This window comes from Brevibacillus sp. 7WMA2, assembly GCF_010748895.1.
Taxonomy (GTDB): domain Bacteria; phylum Bacillota; class Bacilli; order Brevibacillales; family Brevibacillaceae; genus Brevibacillus_B; species Brevibacillus_B halotolerans.
The window spans coordinates 582,374-602,502 of the sequence record NZ_CP048799.1; the positions used below are offsets into that span (position 1 = coordinate 582,374).

Below are 20,129 nucleotides of genomic sequence, written 5' to 3' on the forward strand. Positions count from 1 at the left end.
GAATATGAATAGAACAATTGCCATTCTGGGAGTTGGATTAATAGGAGCTTCCATTGGACTTGCGTTGCGTCAGAACCCTCTCAACAGAATTGTCGGGTTTGATTTACACCAGGAACAATTGGACAAGGCAATAGATAAAGGGGTTATCCATTCTGGAAGCACAGACCTGCAACTTGCTGTGCAGGAAGCGGATATTATCTTTATTGCAGCTCCCGTAGAGCAAATCCATCATCTTATGCGATCAGTTGCTCAATTGCGTTTAAAAGAAGGAACGATTATTACGGATGTAGGGAGCACTAAATATCAGGTAGTACAGAGTGCGCGCATTTTACGTGAGAAAGGTGTTACGTTTATCGGGGGTCATCCCATGGCAGGATCTCATAAATCAGGAGTAGAAGCAGGAAATGAACGTTTGTTTGAAAATGCTTTTTATGTGCTTACACCAGATGAAGAGACACCTTATGAGCAAGTAGAGCTTTTGAAGGAAGTGCTTGAGCCGTTACGTGCAAAGGTCATTGTGCTACAGCCTGACGAGCATGATGAAATCGTTGGGGCAATCAGTCATTTTCCTCATTTGATCGCTGCTCTATTAGTCAATCAAGTATCGAAATACAACACGCAAAAACCATGGTATCATCGATTAGCAGCAGGTGGATTTCGTGATATCACTCGTATTGCCTCTAGCAATCCTAAACTGTGGAGAGATGTATTATTAAGCAATAAGACATATCTGTTACAGATCGCTCGCGATTGGCAGGAGGATTTTACTGCGATTATCCATGCGCTGGAGCAGGAGGATGCAAACGAGATTGAGTCGTTTTTCCAAGATGCGCGTGAATTCCGTGACTCGATACCGGAACGACGCCCAGGGGCTATTCCAGCTTTACATGATTTATACATGGATATTCCTGACCATCCAGGTGAGATTGGTAGAATTACCACTTTACTGGGAAGTAAGGAAATTAGTATTACGAACATACAAATCAGAGAAACACGTGAGGACGAATATGGCGCGCTGCGAATCAGCTTTCGCAATGAAACAGAGCTGGCAAAAGGCATAGAACTCCTTGGGTATTTTGATTACAATGTGTATCGCAGAGACTAAAAGAGGGAAGTAAAGAGAGGAGTAACGTCATGTTAACCATTCAACCAGCTAAGAGAATACAGGGTGAAACACAAGTACCTGGAGATAAGTCGATTTCGCATCGGGCTGTCATGTTTGGGGCACTGGCAGAGGGAACCACGCATATAAGTGGTTTTTTACAAGGAGCAGATTGCTTGAGTACGATTGATTGTTTTTCCCGTATGGGCGTTGTAATAGCGCGAGAAGGTGATCGTGTAACAGTTCATGGGAAAGGCTGGTTTGGATTGCAAGAACCGGATCAAAAGCTTGATGTAGGCAACTCGGGTACCACCATTCGTTTAATGAGTGGTATTTTGGCTACGCAACCATTTCATTGTGTAGTAGAAGGAGATGAATCTATTGCGAAACGTCCGATGCGACGAGTAGTAGGTCCTCTACGTGAAATGGGCGCCAAGATAGATGGCCGAAAAAATGGTGAGTTCACGCCGTTATCCATACGTGGAGGCGATTTGAAAGGCATAACCTATACTTCCCCAGTCGCTAGCGCGCAAATCAAGTCTGCTATTCTCTTAGCTGGCTTGCAAGCTGAAGGAACCACAACTGTTGAAGAACCAAGCGTATCGCGCGATCATACCGAACGAATGTTGCGAGCTTTTGGTGTCCAAGTAACCCAATCTGGAAAAAGTGTCAGCGTGCAAGGTGGGCAAAAACTGATTGGTAGGGAGATCAGTGTACCAGGAGACATTTCATCTGCCGCTTTCTTAATTGCGGCTGTTATGATGCTGCCAGAAAGCGAGCTTCTGATTAAAAACGTGGGAATTAACCCAACACGTACTGGAATTATTGATGTAGTCCGCGCGATGGGTGGGACTATTGAATTACGCAATGAACGAGTAGTGAACGAGGAACCCGTAGCAGATATTTATGTAGCTCATACAAAATTGCATGGAACTATTATTGAAGGTGATCTCATTCCGCGTTTGATTGATGAAATTCCTGTGATTGCTGTAATGGCTACACAAGCCGTAGGAGAAACGATTATCCGGGATGCTGCAGAATTAAAAGTGAAGGAGACAGATCGAATTGCAACCGTGGCAAGCCAGCTAGGGAAATTTGGTGCAAAAGTTCAACCGACTGATGATGGCATGATCATTACCGGAGAATGCGACTTACACGGCGCGGATATCAACAGTATGGGTGACCATCGTATCGGTATGGCAATGGCTATTGCGGGATTGGCATCACAAGATGAAACAATTGTTCGACAAGCTGAAGCAATCGACGTATCGTTTCCTGGCTTTGCTACCTTACTTTCTTCCATTTGTCAGCGGTAAGTGTAGAGGATTTAATTCAATAAGTTAACAGCGTTTAGTAGGGATAGCTTCTATCATCATTGGTAGGAGCTATTTCTTGTTTAATGATAGATTTATATGAAACAATCGGGGGTCTTAGTCGAAGATACGTCCAAGGACTGAGCCGATATCAAATGTGTTATGCTACAATTAAGCCAACGCACAAACGGATGTAGTTTAGAGAGGAGAAGTTCATGCGTCAGCCGGAAGAAAAACAATCATCTTTACAATCCCACCGCTCGCGTCAAAAGCGGATAGGTCCTTGGCAGTTAGCCATAACTGTTTTAGCCGTAGGGATTGGTATTCTAGTAGATCAACTTTTTTATACGAACGTTTTAGCAACAGTCTTAAAGTTTTGGCCGTTGCTCCTAATTATCATTGGAGTTGAATTGATTTTCCGTCAATTATTCCAAACATCTGAGAATAGTCCAGGCTGGAAACTAGATGCTAGTAGCTTGATCCTAATGGTTGTGATTCTTATGGGAGCAAACGTTTACCAAGCTTTCTCTAATGGAAACATTATGGAGCTAGTAACGAATCGGCTTTATAAGGGGCCTGTGCAATTTGTTACAGTCATGGAAAAGGATTTGGAAGTGGCTGATATGAAAACGCTTCGGCTTACAAATGATTTTGGCAAGGTTATGGTAGAGGGTGCGGCGGATGGACGTTTTCATATTCGTGTTGATGGGAATGTGAAAGCTGATTCGAAGCAAGAGGCCCAGCAAAGAGCCAAGGATATAGAAGTAAATGTGGAACAAGGACAAGAAACCAGTATAGAGATCAGAGATAACTATAATAAGGCTAGAGATTTAACCTTATATGTGATGGTTCCCGAAAATACGGAGATTATCTCTGAGGTAAAAGCAGGTGTAACGGACATTAAGAAGGTAAGGAAAGCAGATGTGAAATCAGATGCAGGTAAGGTTACGGTTTCTGATATTACCGAACAGCTAAAAGTCAGTTCTAACGCAGGTGCTATTGAGGCGATGAACATTTCGAATACAACACTCCGTTCAAATGTAGGAATGATTACAGTGAGCGGATCAGTGCAAGGAACGCTGGATGTAGGAAATGATGCCGGTAAAATTAATGTATCAAGTGATGTAGTTCTTAATGGGCCATGGCAACTGCACTCGGATTTAGGGGCTGTTATGATACATATCCCAAAAGAGAGTCAGGTGACCTTAACAGCAAGTACCAAGTTAGGAAGTATTACAGGGAATGAGTTAGAAGTTGAACGGAGCGGAGCAAGTGTCAAGACGGTCAAAACCTTGGGAGATGGGACCTTTCCGATCCAGGTATCAACTGATTTAGGAAGTATCACGTTTGATGCTACACGATAATAAAATAAACCCCAGTAATGGAAAGAATTTTGTAAATAAAGCTCTCCTTACTGGGGTTCTATTTCTTTATAAAATACGTACTTTTCAAAAATATACTCACGATAAAAATAGTTTGACAAGTTACTAAATATGGGTATAATTAGAAGTACAGTATGGTTTCTCTCCACTCCTATCCAAATATTTTGCACAAGTGTGCTACCGTTGATTGAATGCGCTTTCATTCGATCAACGGTTTTTTTTTGAATCGAATGGTCTGAAGCCTAAAATTTTGGGAATAATCACCGAAATTTCACATATGCTCGTAGTAAAGATAATCTTACTAACGAAAAGATATAGAGGGGGACGAGCATGGATGGGCTTCTCACGATAATTCGTAACGCTTCAGTTGTTACACAGCATGCGGTGAAACAAACGGATATTTGGATTCAAAACGGTAAAATTGTGCGCACTCATCCAGATACATTGCGCAGAGAATGGAGTAGTGGACAAGCTAGAGTAGAAATTGATGCTTCCGATTATTATATTTTGCCTGGATTTTTGCAGGTAATGAAAGCACATTCACTCAATTATCGGCCTACCCAATCGTACGTTCAGCAGATCCAAATGCTAGTCGAACAAGGAATTACAACATTTATTGATACGATTAAGATAGGCAAATGGATGGATAAGTCACAATGCATGTACCAGCTATCCCCCCATTACAATAGTCCACTTGATTATGCAGTACGAATCGAAATCATGGCTTCTGAGTGCCATTACGATCGAATTCGGCAATTAATAAAACAAGGATTCCGTCTCATCCAAATTGTAGTGTGTACAGTAGAAGAAGTGCACCGAATTAACTGGAATAGCCTATATCCGCTCCTTCTGCAGGAGAGAGTGTCATTGCATTTGCACATTTTGGGTGAAACCATTTCCCAAGAAGATCGTCAAATTATCATAGAAGCATGGTTGCAATATTGCCATTATGGAAAAATTCGCACCTGCATAAATGAAAATCAAACAAAAGACGTAATAAATGAAGCGATTTCTTTTTATCATCTCCAGCCGGTTGGGAAACTTGAAGAAAAACAGAAAGAGCATGGATGGATCTTGAAGCACTTAAGAAATTGGTATTCGCACCATTCGTTATATGCTTCAATCAAGGAGTTAACTGTCCCATCACAATTTTGGGCGCGTGGACAAGCAGAGCGAATCCTGTCCTTAACAGTACGGCTAGCTTCGACGAACGTTGCAAAGCTGGCTGGCTGCTATCCGGTTAAAGGAAGCTTGTTGCCAGGTGCAGATGCTGATTTATTGTTCCTAAAAAAAGACAAATGGTTGACAAATCATTCTATTTCCACTATGCTCAATCTTAGCGAAGTATGTAATCCTGTGAGAGTTATGTCGAAAGGCGTCTTTATTTATCAGAACGGTACTCATCATTCGACAATTGGTGCAGGAAAACATCTGAGGCCATTACGGCCATATAACTACGCGATGTAACCCCGTCATGGGGTTTTTTCATACTGTTCTTACTATGATGAAGTCCCCTGATTTTCTTCTTTGTTACTCTACGTAGGCTACTTTTGCATAAGAAATGGTGAGTTGTAGAACGCGTCCCTTCAGAAGGGCTATGCTTTTCCTGAAGGCGGATTCTTCATCGCTGAAAAAGTTTATGCCTTTTCCGCAACTTTTGGTGATCTGCGTGGTCTAATTTAGTGCATGGGTCACTGGGGAGTTTGGAATCGCTTAGGAGGTAAACCTAGTCAATGACCGATTCCCAGTTAATTCGCGAAATAAAAGAGGGCAATATTGAGAGTTATGCCGAGCTGATACGTCGGTATGAAAGGAAAATCTTGACCTTTGTTGCTCATATGCTTCGCCAAGCACATCTGGAGCATATAGCCGAGGACATTTGTCAGGAAACCTTTTACAAAGCGTATAAAAGCCTTCATTCTTTCCGAGATGTGGAAGCTACATTTTCAACATGGCTGTATACCATTGCTCGCAACACCGTATTGAGTGAATTGCGTAAAAGTCGTAACGCTGACGTTTATTTGGAAGATAGTGTTCAGGTTCCAAGCATTTCCTTTGAACGGCTCCCTGAACAACAATTGTTGCAAACAGAGCGTGAGGATCTGGTGAGACAAGCGATTAATAATCTTCCCGAAAAACAACGGTCGGCGCTTATTTTACGTGAGTATGAGCAACTGGATTACAATGAAATTGCCAAAATCCTCGATCTTACGGTTAGTTCGGTTAAATCTCTTTTATTTCGGGCTAGACAAAGCATTAAATTACAATTGGAATCCTATTTTATCGATTCTCAATTGGAAGAAGCTGAAGGGATGAGTAAGCGATGAGGTGCGATGAAGCACAAGAAATGTTACATGACTATGCACAGGGTGATTTGCCAGAGTTATCGGAGCGCAGGCTTCAGAACCATCTGGCCTGTTGTGACTCCTGTCATTCTAAATATGATGTATTACTAGATAGCGACAAATTCATACAAATGCATAAAGATGACTACATAGCTAATCCACCTGCCACTTCGATTGTAGATGCCGTCATGGCACGCATTTTATCAGAAGAGAAATGGGCCATTCCGATTGGGAAAAAAGTGTTTACATTAACCGTGCGTATGCGACGTATTGGACTTAGTGTGGCCATGGTACTTTTAATGATATGTTCCTTCACTCTTTATCATAATTCAGATGACAATCTTAATTCGTTTGTACCTTATACTGCAAAAGCAGAAGCTCTGTCCTCTGATAATGTCAAATCTGAAGTAAGTACTGCCTCTGAATCAGATCAAGATGTGGTATTTCAGTCAATTGATTCTGGCGGTGAAACAACGGCTCCGTTAATAAAACAACAAAAAGAGATGCGTGTTAATGTGATTACCTCTGATATGGAACCATCGTCGAATAAACCAAATTATAGTGTCATTTTAAGCTTTTTTGGGATTTTAATTACGGTTTTGACTATGAGCTGGTTTACAAGAGCTTAAAATCATATAAAATAAAGGAAGAGGACCGTCATTTTGACGGTCTTTTATCGCTTAGTTATAGAAATGGGGTGTTTCGTATGCCAAAAAAATGGCTGCGTATCATTGAGGAAGCTGTTAATAAAATCGAAAATGATGAAATGGAACTTGGATTGCAAGTTTTACATAAAATAGGTGAACACGGAAAAGAAATTCCTGAAGTAATGTTCTGTTTGGCAGATGTCTGGTATGGACTTGGACATAATCAGGAAGCAATTAAGATCATTCGAGATTTGCTAGCAAATCCCACTATACCAAAAGAGATGGATCAGGAAGCCAAAATTATGGCTGCGGAGATTGCGTTAGACGAAGCAGACTACGATGCTGCCCATGAATATCTGTATGCGCTTAAAGAGGAAGGCTATGAAGAGATTCAATTGTATCTCCTACTGGCTGACTTGTATGCTATCCAGGATTTAGAAGAGGTAGCTGTAAAGTATTTAAAAATTGCTCACGAACGTGATCCAGATAATGAAGAATTGCGAGCGGCTTTAAGCGAGATGTATATGAAAACAGGCGAGGTGCAGGAAGCCATAAACCTGTTAGATGAAATTTCTGAAACCACGTTCCATGCGCTTGTATTAAAAGCACGTACATTTGCTCAGCAGGGTCAATTTGAAGAAGCCTATCAACTCTATACAAAGGCAGTGCAGTACGAGCAATTACCAGAGGTTGTATATGGCTGTGCTTTGATGTCTTTCTATACCGACAAATGGGAAGAAGCAGAGCGCTATATTCAGCTCTTGATTGCGATTGATGAAGAATATGTCATCGCCTACCCGCTGCATAGTGATATTTTATTATCCCAAGGAAAGACAGAAGCAGCGATTGATGCGCTGAAAAAGTATGTAGATCTTTCTGGTTTTGATGTAGAACATATCCGCCGTTTAACAGCTCTATTAATGCAGGCTGGTCGTTATGAGGAATCAAAAGAATATCAGAAGTTATTGGAGCAATGGGATTTACAAGAAGAGACAAACGAAGAATAAATCAGCAGGCTGAGTTGAAGGTAATCAAACGGCCTGATTGGACTTCATTCGCAGTTCTCTTCTTCCCATGCGATTTACAAAGCACAGTGAAAGCTGTGCTTTTTTTATTTGTCGCATCACCTAATAGGCTCAATTGCATTCGAATAATGATTTGATATGTGTCCAAGGTTTTCTTTATCAAAATGATTGGAGCAGGTTTAATCCGAGAATGAACTGGGCAACAATGGATGTAAATCTGCAAAGTAAGAAGGGATGCGCAATGAAATTAGCTGAAGTACTCGTTTACGCTGATATTGCCCAATTACATCAGATTGCGAGACATTATGGTTATCAGTGCGATCCGCATTCGAAAAACGAGTTGGTCACGACTTTAATGACCGGGCTGCGACATCAAAAGACAATACAAACGGAGCTAGAGCAGCTTTCTTCGGCTGATCTGCACTTCCTGTTGCTGTTATTTCTGGATAAACGCGAGCGGTATACACTCGAGGATTTACTAGCAAAAGCAGCGATTGCACAAGTAGAGGAGTGTGAGGAAAAGAAGGAAGAGGCGCGTAAAAAAGTAGCGTTTGCCTTAAAACGAGGTTGGATGTTTCCCGCGAAGGGTAGGCTGCAAGGACAATTTGAAATCCCAGTTGATATTCGTGAGCTGTATGTACAGACATGGATCCAGCACTTGCCTGGGATAAAAGTCCAGAATGAGGTCCCTAGTGCTTATCGTGATGAAGGAACGGCTTTATTAGATGATATGCTGATTTTGCTCCGTTTCCTGCAAAATGAGCCTGTTCCTCTTACTCAAGATGGAGGCATGTACAGACGCTTTCAGGTACAGCTATTTCATTTTTTAAGCGTAAAAGAGGAACCACTTGCTCCACAGAAATGGCGTTTTGGATATGGATTGCATTTTGACCTATATCCAGACCGATTCTCGCTACTTTATGATTTTTGTTACCATAAAGGTTGGATTGCTGAGGATGGGAAGCACGTTTTTATCACACCGATTGGTTTAGAGGTTCTCCAACAAGGAATTAGCCTGCATACTCAGAGTGAATGCATCCGTTTTTGGTTTCGTTTATATAAACGAGCGATTCCTAATCTTCCCTTGTTGGTTCAGTTGATAGCGATGCTAACTTCTAATCAATGGTACTCCTCCCAACAGCTATCCGATTTGTTACTACCTTGGATGAAGTCTTTTTATTATGACAAACGAGAGGAAATCCTATCGAACCGTATTTTAAAGATGATGGTTCATGTTGGATTGCTAAAGGTAGGACAATCGAGGGCAGGCGAGTGGGTTTATGAAAGAACGGACGTTTGCGAGGTTTGGCTGCGAGATTATAACGGTTTTGTCGATACCACCATATTAATGAAATGAGGGACTAGTCATGGAACAGTCCAAGTACTTGGGCAATGGTTTTATGTCGGGATTGCTATCGGAGATCATGATTGACCAGCAGGTGAGAGAATTTCGCAAGCGCACACTATATAAAGAGATTGATGAAGCATTGGCTGTAAAAAATAAGGAAAAGTTTCTAATGCTGACAAATGAATTGAAAGAATTACTAACATATGAGATAACTGAAACAGGTTAAAAAATGAGGAGCTCGCTTGTAAGCGGGCGTTTTTCCTCGTTTTAGCTTAAGATAACGGGGAGAGGCGGTACGCACTATGCAATGGAATGTAGAAGAACTGCAAGGGTTTGAGGCAGTTAGACCTTATTATGATTCAGCAATTTTACCGCATTACATATTTGACAAGAAGCTATCAATTGCAACAAATGCTACACGTATGGGTTACCTCTCTAGTCTAGCTATGGCTGTGGAACAACGATTGAAGGGAAGAATCGTGTTGTTTCCCCTCATGTATCAGATAAAAGAGGATGCCGCAGGACCCAACGAGATTCAATTACCCAATGAATTTGACTATAATTTTATTTTACGTTTTTCTGGAATCGATGTTCATCTACCACAATACCAGGATGTAGACACTCATGTGGAGTTCTTAACGATCAGTGATGAAGATTTAGAGTCAGAGATTCGCTTTCAAATTACATGTGATGTTTTATATCAAGAGATTTTACAAATTTGGCAAAAACATAAAAGATAGACTATTTTATAGAAATGTAAGAAAGGGAATTTACTTTTCGCCAGACAAGCCTGATTCTGGATGAGTAATCCCTTTCTTTCCAATAACAGGGTGAAAAAGAGACGGAATGATAAGGATTTTTGGATAACTCTTCCTTTTTCAGCCTAATTTGCCTGAATTGTGTTGAATTTTTGACAAAATCTTAACATTATCAGTATTTTCGCAAAGCAATGGTTACTCTAAAGAGTCATATTATTGACATTACTTGAGGGGTTAGCTATTATTGGTCTTGACCTAGTGTTTCCTATATGCATGTAGTCGAAATCTGAAAGAAATCTAACAGGATAAGGAGGGAAATAGATGAGCAAAAAAGAAATTTCCAGACGTACGTTTCTAAACTATGCGCTCATGGGAACTGGTGGTTTCTTGGCTGCAGGTATGATCACACCAATGATTCGCTTTGCCATTGATCCTGTGCTGAAAACTTCGGCTGCTGGAGATAAAGTTGCGGTTGGAAATGTAAGCGATTTTGGGCCGGAACCAAAGAACGTGAACTTTACTCTTCATACTAAAGACGGCTGGTATGAATCAGAAACAACAATGTCTGCCTGGATTCGCAAGCTAGAAGATGGCAAGCTGTTGGCATTGTCGCCTGTCTGTAAGCACTTGGGCTGTACCGTGAGCTGGAATTCAAGTGAAGATTTTAAAAACGAGTACTTTTGCCCATGTCACTTTGGTAGGTATGCAATTAATGGAGAGCACATTCTGAATACTCCGCCAACTCAATCGCTTGATGAGTACGAAGTAGAAATTAAAGATGGTAAAGTTTACTTAGGTAAAATTGTACCAAATCCACGTCCAGGGGTGAGCGGATAAAATGATACAAAAAATGTATGATTGGGTGGACGAACGCCTAAATATCACTCCTATGTGGCGTGATCTGGCTGACCATGAAGTACCTGAACACGTAAATCCCGCACATCACTTTTCAGCGTTCGTTTACTGTTTTGGGGGCCTTACTTTTTTTATTACTGTAATTCAGATTTTATCTGGAATGTTTTTGACCATGTATTATGTTCCAGACATCATTAATGCTTATGAGTCCGTAAAATACTTACAAACTGAAGTTGCTTTTGGTGTAATCGTTCGCGGTATGCATCATTGGGGCGCAAGTTTAGTAATCGTCATGATGTTCCTACATACCTTACGTGTCTTCTTCACAGGATCTTATAAAAAACCACGCGAATTAAACTGGATTGTAGGGATGTTAATTTTCTTCGTTATGCTTGGACTAGGCTTTACTGGTTATCTTTTACCTTGGGATAACACAGCCTATTTCGCTACAAAAGTAGGGCTTCAAATCGCAGACTCAATTCCGATAATTGGACCTTATGCGAAAACTTTGTTAACGGGTGGAGAAATTGTAGGAGCGCAAACGCTTACTCGTTTCTTCGCAATCCATGTATTCTTCTTGCCAGCTGGCTTGTTGGGATTATTGGGTGCTCACTTTATTATGATTCGTGTACAAGGTATTTCTGGACCTCTATAAAACTAGTCTTCAACAATAGGAGGAATTAGCATGGCAAAACAGGATAAAAATGCTACCTTCGTTGGAGACTCTCGGATCTCAGCGAAGCGCATGCCAAATGTGTCACCTTCATATTCTGACTATCCAGGAACCACTGAACCGTTTTGGCCAAACTTTCTGTTAAAAGAGTGGATGGTTGCTGCGGTTTGTTTGCTTGGTTTCTTGGTGTTAACGGTTTCACATGAATCACCACTAACAGCAAAAGCTGACCCAAATGATACTTCTTTTATTCCAGTACCGGACTGGTATTTCTTGTTCCTGTACCAATTATTGAAGTATCCATGGGCAGCAGGTGATCACGTACTGCTTGGCGTAATCGGTATTCCGGGCATTGCCTTTGGTGCTATGATTTTAGCGCCATTCCTTGATACAGGTAAAGAGAGACGTCCAATTCGTCGTCCTGTTGCAACTGGACTTATGCTTCTGTCCTTGTTCTCCATCTTCTTCTTAACTTGGGCAGCTCATGACGAGCATGAAAAACAGTTAGCTAAGCTAGGTGGCGGTAGCGGCGGCGGTGGAGGAGGAGCTCCTGCTGCTGCAGCGAAGGCTGATCCGAACTTTAAAGCTGACCCATTGTGGGCAGCAAATCAGTCTTGTATTGGGTGTCATGGTGGAAATCTTGAAGGCGGTATGGGACCTAATCTACAAAAAATTGGTTCAACCCTAAGCGCCGAGGATATCCACAAAACCATTGCAGAAGGAAAAGGTGATATGCCAGGTGGTATGTTTAAAGGATCAGATGAGGATCTGAAAAAACTGGTAGATTACCTAGCGAGTTTGAAATAGCAAAGAACGAAAGCTGGCTGATGACCTCGGTCAGCTTTTCTTATTTTTAGAGACTATACATAATAGACAGTTCGACACGCAACTGTAACACAATTCTTACAAACGTGTGTACATTGGTTGCAGATGGAAGTTGGTACATGTAAACTAGAGAGGTATCTTTTTACAGCTAATAGGGGTGACGTAAGGAAATGAAATGGATGTGGCTCTGGTTTCTAGGATCATTGAAAAAATCGTGGTTTCTCTGGACATTGTTCTTCATTAACTCTTTCGGGACAATCTACGGTTTTTACTGGTATAAGGACCAACTTGCAGATGTAGCTGCCTATAATTCGCCCTATTTGCTGTTATTTGTCCCAGATAGCCCTACTGGGAGCGGACTATTTACTCTAGTTATCTTCATGTATATATTGGGGCGAAATGTTCCAATATTGGAAGCGGTAGCATCAGTTACGAACTTTAAATATGGAATGTGGGCAGTTGGAGTTATTATTGCAGGCTGGTCCCTTGGCAACGAAGTTCGTTGGCAGGATTTGATGCTTTTAGCGTCTCATTTGGGCATGGCAGTAGAGTCGATGCTATATGCTCGTTACTATCAAATAACGTGGTTGGGGCTTGGAATAGCAGCGCTTTGGGTGTTAAATAACGATTTTCTCGATTACGTAATGGAAATTCACCCGTACCTACCAACACCACTGGTTCCATATACCGGTATCGTGGGCTTGTGTACGGTTGTTTTAAGCTTGCTTTCCATTGCGACTATTTATTATTTACATACACAAGCGAATAAAAATCAGGTCTAATCTTGTCCTCCATTCCATAGTCTGTACTATGGGAAAGGAGGTTTTTTTGTGCCAAAAAACATCAAAATGCTACTGCTCTTATTGGTGGTGGGATTTCTATTATCCATGCCGATTAGTTACTTTGTGACAAAAATGAACCAACCGCCAGAAGAAAAACATTTGGCTGAATTAGATAAGGTGGCAGGGGAGATGCTACGAGCTACTGAAAAAGGAGATTATGACACAGCAAAACTTAAAATAGAGAGGTTAGCTTCTCAATTTCCCAATGAAACCCTTCCTATATCTTTACGGATTGAGAGTCTGAATGCTGTAACACAGTCCATTTTATCAGCCAAAAAAGCCTATACAAATCCAAAAACGACAGAGAATCGGTTGCTGTGGCATGCCACGCAGGTGAGAGTCGCTGTAGATGCTCTGAGCCATCAAAGGAGTCCTATGTGGCGCACTTATTATAATTCCTACTCAAAGCAAATGCAGAATCTCCTGCAAGCCGCTGTGGAGCGAGATACCGAGACCCTTCGCGCGCAATATGAAGAAAATTACCAGTTGTATTTAGCACTACGGCCTGCAATGACGATCCAATTAAAAGAACAGGCAATGGATAAGGTAACACGAAAATATGAAGAAATAGCCAAGCATCTATTAAATCAAAAGCTGGATTGGCAGATAATGCGTTCTTCTATCAGAGAACTGAGTAGTACGATGCAGGAAGCGTTTGTTGGGGAGGATCAGACTGCTGTGGGATCATTTATGGATAATCCAGAATCAACATATCGTCTGATGGTTTGGATCTCGACATTAGTGACTGTTTCACTAGCATATGTAGCTTGGATAAAGTACTCTGCTATGAAGCAACGAAGAATCTAATGCGGAATGGAACGATTCATAACGAAAAAAGACCTCTTCACAATCAGAGAGGTCTTTTTTGAAGTAATCAAGATGAGATCACTCATTGGATGCGTAGAGATTCGCAAGTATCCATGATAACACCCAAAAGTCTTGATAATTCAAACTACAGATATAACGCACAAAGCCATTTTATGTTTGGCGCAAGGGCTTTTTATTTTCATCAAATGTAAAACCCTCACCTAAAACTTCATGAACCTCGCTAACGATCACAAAAGCATGAGGGTCAATTTCATTCATAAGGTTTTTAAGACGAGGGACTTCATTTCTGCTAACAACACAGTAGACAATCTCCTTCTCCATGCCTGAGAAGGCCCCTTTTCCATTTAGAATCGTGACACCTCGCCCTGTGGTCAGAATCTCCTGCGCTATTTTTTGAGGGTACTCCGATACGATCATTAAAGCTTTGCCAGCATATGCCCCGTCCTGGAAAAAGTCTATGACACGTGCAGCAATATAGACACAGACCAAGGTATACATAGCGTTTTGAATAGATAAGTAGACCAGAGAGGCACCGACTACTAGAATGTCACCCATGAGTAAGGTGCGGCCCATACTGATCCCAAACATTTTGTTTAATAAGCGGGCGATAATATCGACACCGCCTGTCGTTCCACCATAACGGAAAATAATTCCAAGCCCGCTGCCGATTGCTACTCCGGCAAATAATGCAGCAAGTAAAGTGTCGCCCAATTTTTCATAATCTAAAATCATGCCAAATACTGACAGCGAAACAGATAAAGAAACCGTTCCCACAAGGGTGTAAAAAAAGCTGACCTTCCCTAACAAACGATAGCCAATAAAGAATAAAGGAAGATTGAGTAATAGATACACAATCCCTTGATCAATAGCTGGAAAGGCTAGCTTGATCAGGATACTGATCCCTGTGATACCGCCTTCTGCCAGTCCGTTCGGAATGTTAAAAGCGTTAATGCCAAAACCCATGATGATAGAACCGAGGATAATTGCCAATATGTTCTTCAAATGCAATTTCATGAAGGGAAATCTCTCCTTTTCCGGTAAATCAAAAGGTAGCAAACATGCTGACTGTACACAGGTAGGAAAAACTTGCTTGTAACCCTAATCAGAGTCATTATAAAGGAGGTTTTTTGCCTTGTCTATTTATGATACACTTTAGCCAATGGGATTTTTGATTAATTGGCTTGCTTACATAGTTTGCTCGGTTTTGGGTCTAGTATGAGGGAGGAAAAAATGGATAATAAAAAAACATTACAAGAAATTCAAGAAGAAGTGGATCAGTATATCTCTCAGTTTAAAGAAGGGTATTTTTCTCCGTTAGCTATGTTGGCTCGTATGACTGAGGAAGTAGGAGAGCTAGCTCGTGAAATTAATCATTATTATGGAGAAAAGCCTAAGAAATCAACTGAAGCAGAAAAAACCGTTGAAGATGAACTAGGAGATGTATTCTTCATTGTCTTATGTTTTGCCAATTCTCTTGGTATCGATTTGCAGGAAGCGTTCGATCGAATTATGCACAAGTTTAATACTCGTGACAAGGATAGATGGACCAGAATAGAAGAGTAGGAGAGGGTAGGATGGAAAAGAAAATTCGCGTTGCCGTAGCTGGCGCCAAAGGAAGAATGGGGCGCGAAGTGGTTAAAATGCTTGGACAAGATCCCTCTCTGGAGTTTGTTGCAGGGATTGATTCAAAGCTGACAGGTGTAGATGTGGGTGAAGTGTTAGGCGGTAAGCCACTAGGCGTACCAATGGTTGATTCCTTAGAGGAGGCCCTGCTAGCTTTTAAACCAGATGTCGTCGTAGATTTTACCACACCTTCACAGGTTTACCAAAACATGCTTCTGTGTCTGAAACATGGTGTGAGACCAGTTGTAGGTACGACTGGTCTTAGTCCTGAAGAGATAGAAGAAATAAAACAAATATGTGTAGACAATGAGCTTGGAGCTATCATCGCGCCTAATTTTGCTATCGGAGCAATCCTATTGATGAAGTTCGCTAGCATGGCAGCTAAATATATGCCGCATGTCGAGATTATCGAACTGCATCACGATCAAAAGCTTGATGCCCCAAGTGGAACTGCGATTAAAACGGCAGAAATGATTGCTACAGCTCGTAATGATATCCAGCAAGGTCATCCAGATGAGAAAGAGATCCTTGATGGAGCACGTGGAGCGGATTATAACGGCTTCCGTATCCATAGTGTCCGTTTGCCTGGTATGGTAGCACATCAGGAAGTATTATTTGGAGCAATTGGACAAACCTTATCCATTCGTCATGACTCCATAAATCGTGAATCATTTATGCCAGGTGTTCAAATGGCAATTAAGGCAGTTGTCTCGTTACAGACGTTAGTATATGGACTAGAACACCTTATTGATTAATACCAAAAGAGTAGTGGTAAATAAGGATAGAATGAGTGACTGAGAGGGGATTTTACATGAACATCGCATTGATTGCACATGACCAGAAAAAAGAAGAGATGGTTCAGTTGGCTGTTGCCTATGAGGGGATTTTACAAAAGCATCATTTGTTTACGACAGGGACTACAGGGTTGCGCATTATGGAAAATACGAGATTGCAGGTAACCCGTTTTTTATCAGGACCATTAGGTGGCGATCAGCAAATTGGCGCTATGATTGCCAAGAACGAAATGGACGTCATCGTGTTTTTGCGTGACCCACTCACTTCTCAACCACATGAACCAGATATTCTGGCTTTATTACGATTGTGCGATGTTCATCGAATACCAGTTGCGACTAATCTAGCTACAGCAGAAATCTTGCTAAAAGCTGTGGAGCAGGGTAACATGGCTTGGCGGGAAATCTAACAGGGGGAATATTATGGAAGAGAATCACTTAGATATATTAGCCATTGGTGCTCATCCTGATGACGTAGAGATTGGGGCAGCAGGTGTCTTGCTACGAGCCAATCAACAAGGGAAAAAGACGGGTATCCTTGATTTGACGTATGCAGAGCTTTCTTCAAATGGGACAGTGGTACGTCGTCAAGAGGAGGCAGCCATTGCTTCTGAACATATGAAATTAACTGCTCGTTACAATTTTGGATTGCCTGATCGCGGACTCGAAGCAAACCGCGAAATGGCTATAAAAAAGGTTGTCGATCTTATTCGAAAAACTCAACCTAAAGTAGTTTTAGCTCCGTATTTTCATGATCGACACCCTGATCATGAGAGCGTAAGCCGGATCGTAAAAGAAGCGATTTTTTCGGCAGGAGTCAAAAAATTCGTAGGCGAACGCGAATTACCCGCCTATCGTCCTGAGCAATTTTTTTATTACTTCATTAATAGTACCGCTACTCCTAGTTTCTTTGTAGATATCACAGAGCTGTATCCGCAAAAAATACAGGTGTTAGAGTCGTATCGAAGTCAATTCGAACAAGAAGAAGGAAGTGTAAGCACTCCGTTAAACAATGGCTATATTGAATTAGTAGAGTATCGGGAGCGTTTATTTGGGCAACAAGCAGGAGTGAAATATGCAGAAGGGTTTGTGAGTGCCACACCTTTGGTGCTTTCATCCTTGTAACAGTGGGAGACGCCCGAGTGCCTGTCAGCCGATGACAGGCCATTTCCTGTGTAAAAAAAGGGAGGAATGAAAATGAATATAGGTATTACGTGTTATCCTTCCTTGGGCGGTTCCGGTGTGGTAGCCACAGAGTTAGGCAAATTGTTGGCTGAGCGTGGACATAATGTACATTTTATTACAGCAGGCATGCCGTTTCGTTTAGGGAAGTTTCACCCCAATATATTTTTTCATGAAGTAGAAGTAAATCAATATGATGTATTTAAATATCCGCCCTATGATTTAACATTAGCAAATCGGATGGCGCAGGTTGCACAAAATGAGAATCTCGATATTTTGCATGTTCATTATGCTGTACCTCACGCATTATGTGCTTATTTGGCCAAGCAAATGGTAGGCGATCATTTGAAAATCATCACTACTTTACATGGCACAGATATCACGGTCCTTGGCTATGATCCAAGCTTACGCGATATGATTCGCTTTGGAATTGAAAAAAGCGATATGGTAACGGCTGTTTCTGCTGATTTAATCCGTGAAACACATGATTCTCTTCAGGTAGATAAGAAGATCGAGCTTGTTTACAATTTTGTAGATAAGCGAAGATATTCACGTAAGGATGTAGCTGAGTGGCGGGCAAAATTCGCACCTAACGGGGAAAAAATCATCATGCACATTTCCAATTTCCGTCCGGTCAAGCGTGTCCAGGATGTAGTAGCAGCTTTTCGCTATGTTCGTGATGAAATGCCTGCTAAATTAATTCTGATTGGGGAAGGTCCTGAGCAGTGCAATATCAGGAAACTAATTCAGGAGAAAGATCTCTGTGACGATGTTTTCTTTTTAGGAAAACAAGATGACGTAGCAGAAGTTATTTCATTAGCTGACCTCATGCTACTACCATCCGAAAAAGAGAGCTTTGGATTAGTGGCATTAGAAGCAATGGCATGCGGTGTGCCTGTTGTTGCTTCCTGCGCTGGAGGTTTGCCAGAGGTGGTTTCACATGGTGAGTCTGGATATCTATGTGAGATTGGCGATACAAAGCAGATGGCGATGTATGCTCGTAAATTGCTACAGGACGAAAAGCTGTACGAAAGTTTTCGTGTAGAAGGACTGCGTCGCTCTGAGGATAAATTTAGCTATGACACTATTACATCCCAATATGAATCGTTATATGAGCAACTACTCTCTACATAAAAGAGCAACCTTATTTGCATCAAAGGCAATCAATTGACGTAGCCAAGGCCTAACGTGTGGTTAGGCTTTGCTACGAAATGAAGTGAAGAATTGAGAGATAAGCACAGCAATTCCTAGTAAAATACGCATATCTTAGCACCCCTATTTGAAAAGTAGATAGTAAAAATGGATGTAGCAAGAAAGGACAGGAGGCGAGTAAATGAAAGAAGAGGCGAAAAAGGTACTTAAAAAATTGGAAGAACACGGATACGAGGCTTATTTTGTCGGTGGTTGCGTCCGTGATTGGCTTCTTCACCGTCCTGTTCATGATATAGATATATGTACAAATGCCCATCCAGGAGACATTATGAAGCTGTTCCCCGACCATATTCCTACAGGATTACAGCATGGAACAGTTACTGTTAAACAGGATGGCTATTTATTTGAAGTGACTACCTTTCGAACGGAGGGAGTATATGAAGATTTTCGTCGACCAAGCGAAGTCACATATGTAAACGAAGTAGTAGAGGATTTGGCCCGTCGTGATTTTACAATTAATGCAATGGCGATGAAATATAATAAAGAATTAATTGATCCTTTTTTTGGACTAGAGGATGTAAATGATCATGTAATCCGAGCAGTGGGTGATGCTAATCGCAGATTTCATGAGGATGCATTACGACTGATTCGGGGAGTTCGTTTCGCTTCTCAGCTAGGCTTCCAGATTGAGGATGAAACAAGAAAAGCTATGAGGGATAATGCTCCATTGCTGATCCATATTGCCGTTGAGAGGGTTCGTGAAGAATGCAATAAGCTCATTGATAGCAGGCATCCTGATAAAGGCTTCCAATTTGCGAAACAAACAAAGATATTTCAGTCCATCCCTTTGTTACAACAATTATTTGATCAATCGACAATGCATTTATGGCGATTACAAACAGTGGAGAGCGTTATCCATAAATGGGTAGTGTTACTTTTTGCGGCAGACTTCAGTTGGGAGCAGTCGCGTGAATTATGCCGATATTTAAAGATGTCCCGGAAAGAGGAAGAAACCATTACGTTTCTCATGCAACAGCTAATGCTCCTTCAGCCATTATGGGATCAATGTCAATCTATAGACTGGACCCGATTGATTATGAAGCATGGTCGAGAGCGATGCTATGACTTGGAAAAAGTGTTGGATGTCCTATGGTGGAACGATCTCTCAAATAAGAAGATCACACTCCAAGCTACTTTAGATAAGATGGCAGTAAAAACCTTGAAGGAATTAGCGGTAGATGGATCGGAAATCAGAAAGCTGAGTGATCAAAAACAAGGCCCTTGGATACAGAAAACCCTAGAATATCTCTGGGAGCGTACAGTAACTGGAGAACTTGCTAACGTATCAGAGGCCTTGCTGATAGCGGCTAAAGATTTTATACATGGTGAGATGGAACATCCTGCAAATGAAATAAAAAAATGACGTTTGGTTCTACAT

The 20,129-nt window shown here is 41.4% G+C and carries 22 protein-coding genes; 21 read left to right on the top strand and 1 reads right to left on the bottom strand.

What is annotated here, in order from left to right; translation table 11 throughout:
- Positions 1–4: 4 nt before the first annotated feature.
- The 15 genes from GOP56_RS02510 (at position 5) to GOP56_RS02580 (ending at position 13,922) form a co-directional block, all read left to right on the top strand.
- A complete protein-coding gene (locus GOP56_RS02510) occupies positions 5–1,105 on the top strand; it encodes a prephenate dehydrogenase (protein WP_163244404.1) in 1,101 nt (366 codons plus the stop codon).
- A gap of 29 nt (positions 1,106–1,134) precedes the next feature.
- Positions 1,135–2,418, top strand: coding sequence for a 3-phosphoshikimate 1-carboxyvinyltransferase (gene aroA, locus GOP56_RS02515; RefSeq protein WP_163244405.1), 1,284 nt, complete (start codon positions 1,135–1,137; stop codon positions 2,416–2,418).
- Between the two features lie 212 nt (positions 2,419–2,630).
- Positions 2,631–3,779: a DUF4097 family beta strand repeat-containing protein gene (locus GOP56_RS02520; protein ID WP_163244406.1), complete on the top strand. Its 1,149-nt coding sequence runs from the start codon at positions 2,631–2,633 to the stop codon at positions 3,777–3,779.
- Positions 3,780–4,127: 348 nt separating this feature from the next.
- Positions 4,128–5,264, top strand: coding sequence for an amidohydrolase family protein (locus GOP56_RS02525; RefSeq protein WP_121474023.1), 1,137 nt, complete (start codon positions 4,128–4,130; stop codon positions 5,262–5,264).
- Positions 5,265–5,530: 266 nt separating this feature from the next.
- Positions 5,531–6,124 (top strand): RNA polymerase sigma factor, encoded by a 594-nt coding sequence (locus tag GOP56_RS02530; protein WP_003338575.1) that lies wholly within the window; start codon positions 5,531–5,533, stop codon positions 6,122–6,124.
- Positions 6,121–6,771, top strand: coding sequence for an anti-sigma factor family protein (locus tag GOP56_RS02535; RefSeq protein ID WP_003341679.1), 651 nt, complete (start codon positions 6,121–6,123; stop codon positions 6,769–6,771). Before GOP56_RS02530 ends, GOP56_RS02535 begins: the two co-directional genes overlap by 4 nt.
- Positions 6,772–6,848: 77 nt before the next feature.
- A complete protein-coding gene (locus GOP56_RS02540) occupies positions 6,849–7,796 on the top strand; it encodes a tetratricopeptide repeat protein (RefSeq protein ID WP_003338577.1) in 948 nt (315 codons plus the stop codon).
- Between the two features lie 259 nt (positions 7,797–8,055).
- Positions 8,056–9,171, top strand: a complete 1,116-nt coding sequence (locus GOP56_RS02545; RefSeq protein WP_163246786.1) for a hypothetical protein — start codon at positions 8,056–8,058, stop codon at positions 9,169–9,171.
- 10 nt (positions 9,172–9,181) lie between these two features.
- Positions 9,182–9,388: an IDEAL domain-containing protein gene (locus GOP56_RS02550; RefSeq protein WP_003338579.1), complete on the top strand. Its 207-nt coding sequence runs from the start codon at positions 9,182–9,184 to the stop codon at positions 9,386–9,388.
- 76 nt (positions 9,389–9,464) lie between these two features.
- Entirely contained in the window at positions 9,465–9,902 is a 438-nt protein-coding gene (locus GOP56_RS02555) for a DUF2487 family protein (protein ID WP_022583856.1), read from the top strand.
- Positions 9,903–10,241: 339 nt separating this feature from the next.
- Entirely contained in the window at positions 10,242–10,757 is a 516-nt protein-coding gene (locus tag GOP56_RS02560) for a QcrA and Rieske domain-containing protein (RefSeq protein WP_003338581.1), read from the top strand.
- A 1-nt stretch (position 10,758) separates the two neighbouring features.
- The gene (gene qcrB, locus GOP56_RS02565) at positions 10,759–11,430 is read left to right on the top strand and encodes a menaquinol-cytochrome c reductase cytochrome b subunit (protein ID WP_003338582.1); all 672 of its coding nucleotides are present in this window, start codon (positions 10,759–10,761) and stop codon (positions 11,428–11,430) included.
- A 30-nt stretch (positions 11,431–11,460) separates the two neighbouring features.
- The gene (locus GOP56_RS02570) at positions 11,461–12,255 is read left to right on the top strand and encodes a menaquinol-cytochrome c reductase cytochrome b/c subunit (RefSeq protein ID WP_096887580.1); all 795 of its coding nucleotides are present in this window, start codon (positions 11,461–11,463) and stop codon (positions 12,253–12,255) included.
- A gap of 188 nt (positions 12,256–12,443) precedes the next feature.
- Positions 12,444–13,055, top strand: coding sequence for a DUF1405 domain-containing protein (locus GOP56_RS02575; protein ID WP_163244407.1), 612 nt, complete (start codon positions 12,444–12,446; stop codon positions 13,053–13,055).
- A gap of 48 nt (positions 13,056–13,103) precedes the next feature.
- On the top strand, positions 13,104–13,922 hold the full coding sequence (locus tag GOP56_RS02580; RefSeq protein ID WP_003341667.1) for a sporulation protein YpjB: 819 nt from the start codon (positions 13,104–13,106) through the stop codon (positions 13,920–13,922).
- Between the two features lie 171 nt (positions 13,923–14,093).
- Here GOP56_RS02580 and GOP56_RS02585 read toward each other — a convergent pair whose 3' ends face one another.
- The gene (locus GOP56_RS02585) at positions 14,094–14,957 is read right to left on the bottom strand and encodes a YitT family protein (protein WP_003338586.1); all 864 of its coding nucleotides are present in this window, start codon (positions 14,955–14,957) and stop codon (positions 14,094–14,096) included.
- A gap of 216 nt (positions 14,958–15,173) precedes the next feature.
- Between GOP56_RS02585 and GOP56_RS02590 the strand changes: the two genes are divergently transcribed.
- The 6 genes from GOP56_RS02590 to GOP56_RS02615 all read left to right on the top strand — a co-directional run bounded on the left by GOP56_RS02590 (position 15,174) and on the right by GOP56_RS02615 (position 20,114).
- Positions 15,174–15,506: a nucleotide pyrophosphohydrolase gene (locus tag GOP56_RS02590; RefSeq protein ID WP_003341666.1), complete on the top strand. Its 333-nt coding sequence runs from the start codon at positions 15,174–15,176 to the stop codon at positions 15,504–15,506.
- Positions 15,507–15,517: 11 nt separating this feature from the next.
- Positions 15,518–16,321: a 4-hydroxy-tetrahydrodipicolinate reductase gene (gene dapB / locus GOP56_RS02595; RefSeq protein ID WP_003338589.1), complete on the top strand. Its 804-nt coding sequence runs from the start codon at positions 15,518–15,520 to the stop codon at positions 16,319–16,321.
- 56 nt (positions 16,322–16,377) lie between these two features.
- Positions 16,378–16,767 (top strand): methylglyoxal synthase, encoded by a 390-nt coding sequence (locus tag GOP56_RS02600; RefSeq protein ID WP_003341664.1) that lies wholly within the window; start codon positions 16,378–16,380, stop codon positions 16,765–16,767.
- Positions 16,768–16,780: 13 nt separating this feature from the next.
- Positions 16,781–17,482 (top strand): bacillithiol biosynthesis deacetylase BshB1, encoded by a 702-nt coding sequence (bshB1, locus tag GOP56_RS02605; RefSeq protein ID WP_003338591.1) that lies wholly within the window; start codon positions 16,781–16,783, stop codon positions 17,480–17,482.
- 72 nt (positions 17,483–17,554) lie between these two features.
- Entirely contained in the window at positions 17,555–18,673 is a 1,119-nt protein-coding gene (bshA, locus tag GOP56_RS02610) for an N-acetyl-alpha-D-glucosaminyl L-malate synthase BshA (RefSeq protein WP_003338592.1), read from the top strand.
- A 199-nt stretch (positions 18,674–18,872) separates the two neighbouring features.
- On the top strand, positions 18,873–20,114 hold the full coding sequence (locus GOP56_RS02615) for a CCA tRNA nucleotidyltransferase (RefSeq protein WP_163244408.1): 1,242 nt from the start codon (positions 18,873–18,875) through the stop codon (positions 20,112–20,114).
- The last annotated feature ends 15 nt before the right edge of the window (positions 20,115–20,129 follow it).

What these genes read in the sequence shown, in the direction of transcription:
- GOP56_RS02510 (WP_163244404.1), top strand. Translation starts at nt 5, where the DNA reads ATGAATAGAACAATTGCCATTCTGGGAGTTGGATTAATAGGAGCTTCC.
- aroA (WP_163244405.1), top strand. Translation starts at nt 1,135, where the DNA reads ATGTTAACCATTCAACCAGCTAAGAGAATACAGGGTGAAACACAAGTA.
- GOP56_RS02520 (WP_163244406.1), top strand. Translation starts at nt 2,631, where the DNA reads ATGCGTCAGCCGGAAGAAAAACAATCATCTTTACAATCCCACCGCTCG.
- GOP56_RS02525 (WP_121474023.1), top strand. Translation starts at nt 4,128, where the DNA reads ATGGATGGGCTTCTCACGATAATTCGTAACGCTTCAGTTGTTACACAG.
- GOP56_RS02530 (WP_003338575.1), top strand. Translation starts at nt 5,531, where the DNA reads ATGACCGATTCCCAGTTAATTCGCGAAATAAAAGAGGGCAATATTGAG.
- GOP56_RS02535 (WP_003341679.1), top strand. Translation starts at nt 6,121, where the DNA reads ATGAGGTGCGATGAAGCACAAGAAATGTTACATGACTATGCACAGGGT.
- GOP56_RS02540 (WP_003338577.1), top strand. Translation starts at nt 6,849, where the DNA reads ATGCCAAAAAAATGGCTGCGTATCATTGAGGAAGCTGTTAATAAAATC.
- GOP56_RS02545 (WP_163246786.1), top strand. Translation starts at nt 8,056, where the DNA reads ATGAAATTAGCTGAAGTACTCGTTTACGCTGATATTGCCCAATTACAT.
- GOP56_RS02550 (WP_003338579.1), top strand. Translation starts at nt 9,182, where the DNA reads ATGGAACAGTCCAAGTACTTGGGCAATGGTTTTATGTCGGGATTGCTA.
- GOP56_RS02555 (WP_022583856.1), top strand. Translation starts at nt 9,465, where the DNA reads ATGCAATGGAATGTAGAAGAACTGCAAGGGTTTGAGGCAGTTAGACCT.
- GOP56_RS02560 (WP_003338581.1), top strand. Translation starts at nt 10,242, where the DNA reads ATGAGCAAAAAAGAAATTTCCAGACGTACGTTTCTAAACTATGCGCTC.
- qcrB (WP_003338582.1), top strand. Translation starts at nt 10,759, where the DNA reads ATGATACAAAAAATGTATGATTGGGTGGACGAACGCCTAAATATCACT.
- GOP56_RS02570 (WP_096887580.1), top strand. Translation starts at nt 11,461, where the DNA reads ATGGCAAAACAGGATAAAAATGCTACCTTCGTTGGAGACTCTCGGATC.
- GOP56_RS02575 (WP_163244407.1), top strand. Translation starts at nt 12,444, where the DNA reads ATGAAATGGATGTGGCTCTGGTTTCTAGGATCATTGAAAAAATCGTGG.
- GOP56_RS02585 (WP_003338586.1), bottom strand. Translation starts at nt 14,957, where the DNA reads ATGAAATTGCATTTGAAGAACATATTGGCAATTATCCTCGGTTCTATC.
- GOP56_RS02590 (WP_003341666.1), top strand. Translation starts at nt 15,174, where the DNA reads ATGGATAATAAAAAAACATTACAAGAAATTCAAGAAGAAGTGGATCAG.
- dapB (WP_003338589.1), top strand. Translation starts at nt 15,518, where the DNA reads ATGGAAAAGAAAATTCGCGTTGCCGTAGCTGGCGCCAAAGGAAGAATG.
- GOP56_RS02600 (WP_003341664.1), top strand. Translation starts at nt 16,378, where the DNA reads ATGAACATCGCATTGATTGCACATGACCAGAAAAAAGAAGAGATGGTT.
- bshB1 (WP_003338591.1), top strand. Translation starts at nt 16,781, where the DNA reads ATGGAAGAGAATCACTTAGATATATTAGCCATTGGTGCTCATCCTGAT.
- bshA (WP_003338592.1), top strand. Translation starts at nt 17,555, where the DNA reads ATGAATATAGGTATTACGTGTTATCCTTCCTTGGGCGGTTCCGGTGTG.
- GOP56_RS02615 (WP_163244408.1), top strand. Translation starts at nt 18,873, where the DNA reads ATGAAAGAAGAGGCGAAAAAGGTACTTAAAAAATTGGAAGAACACGGA.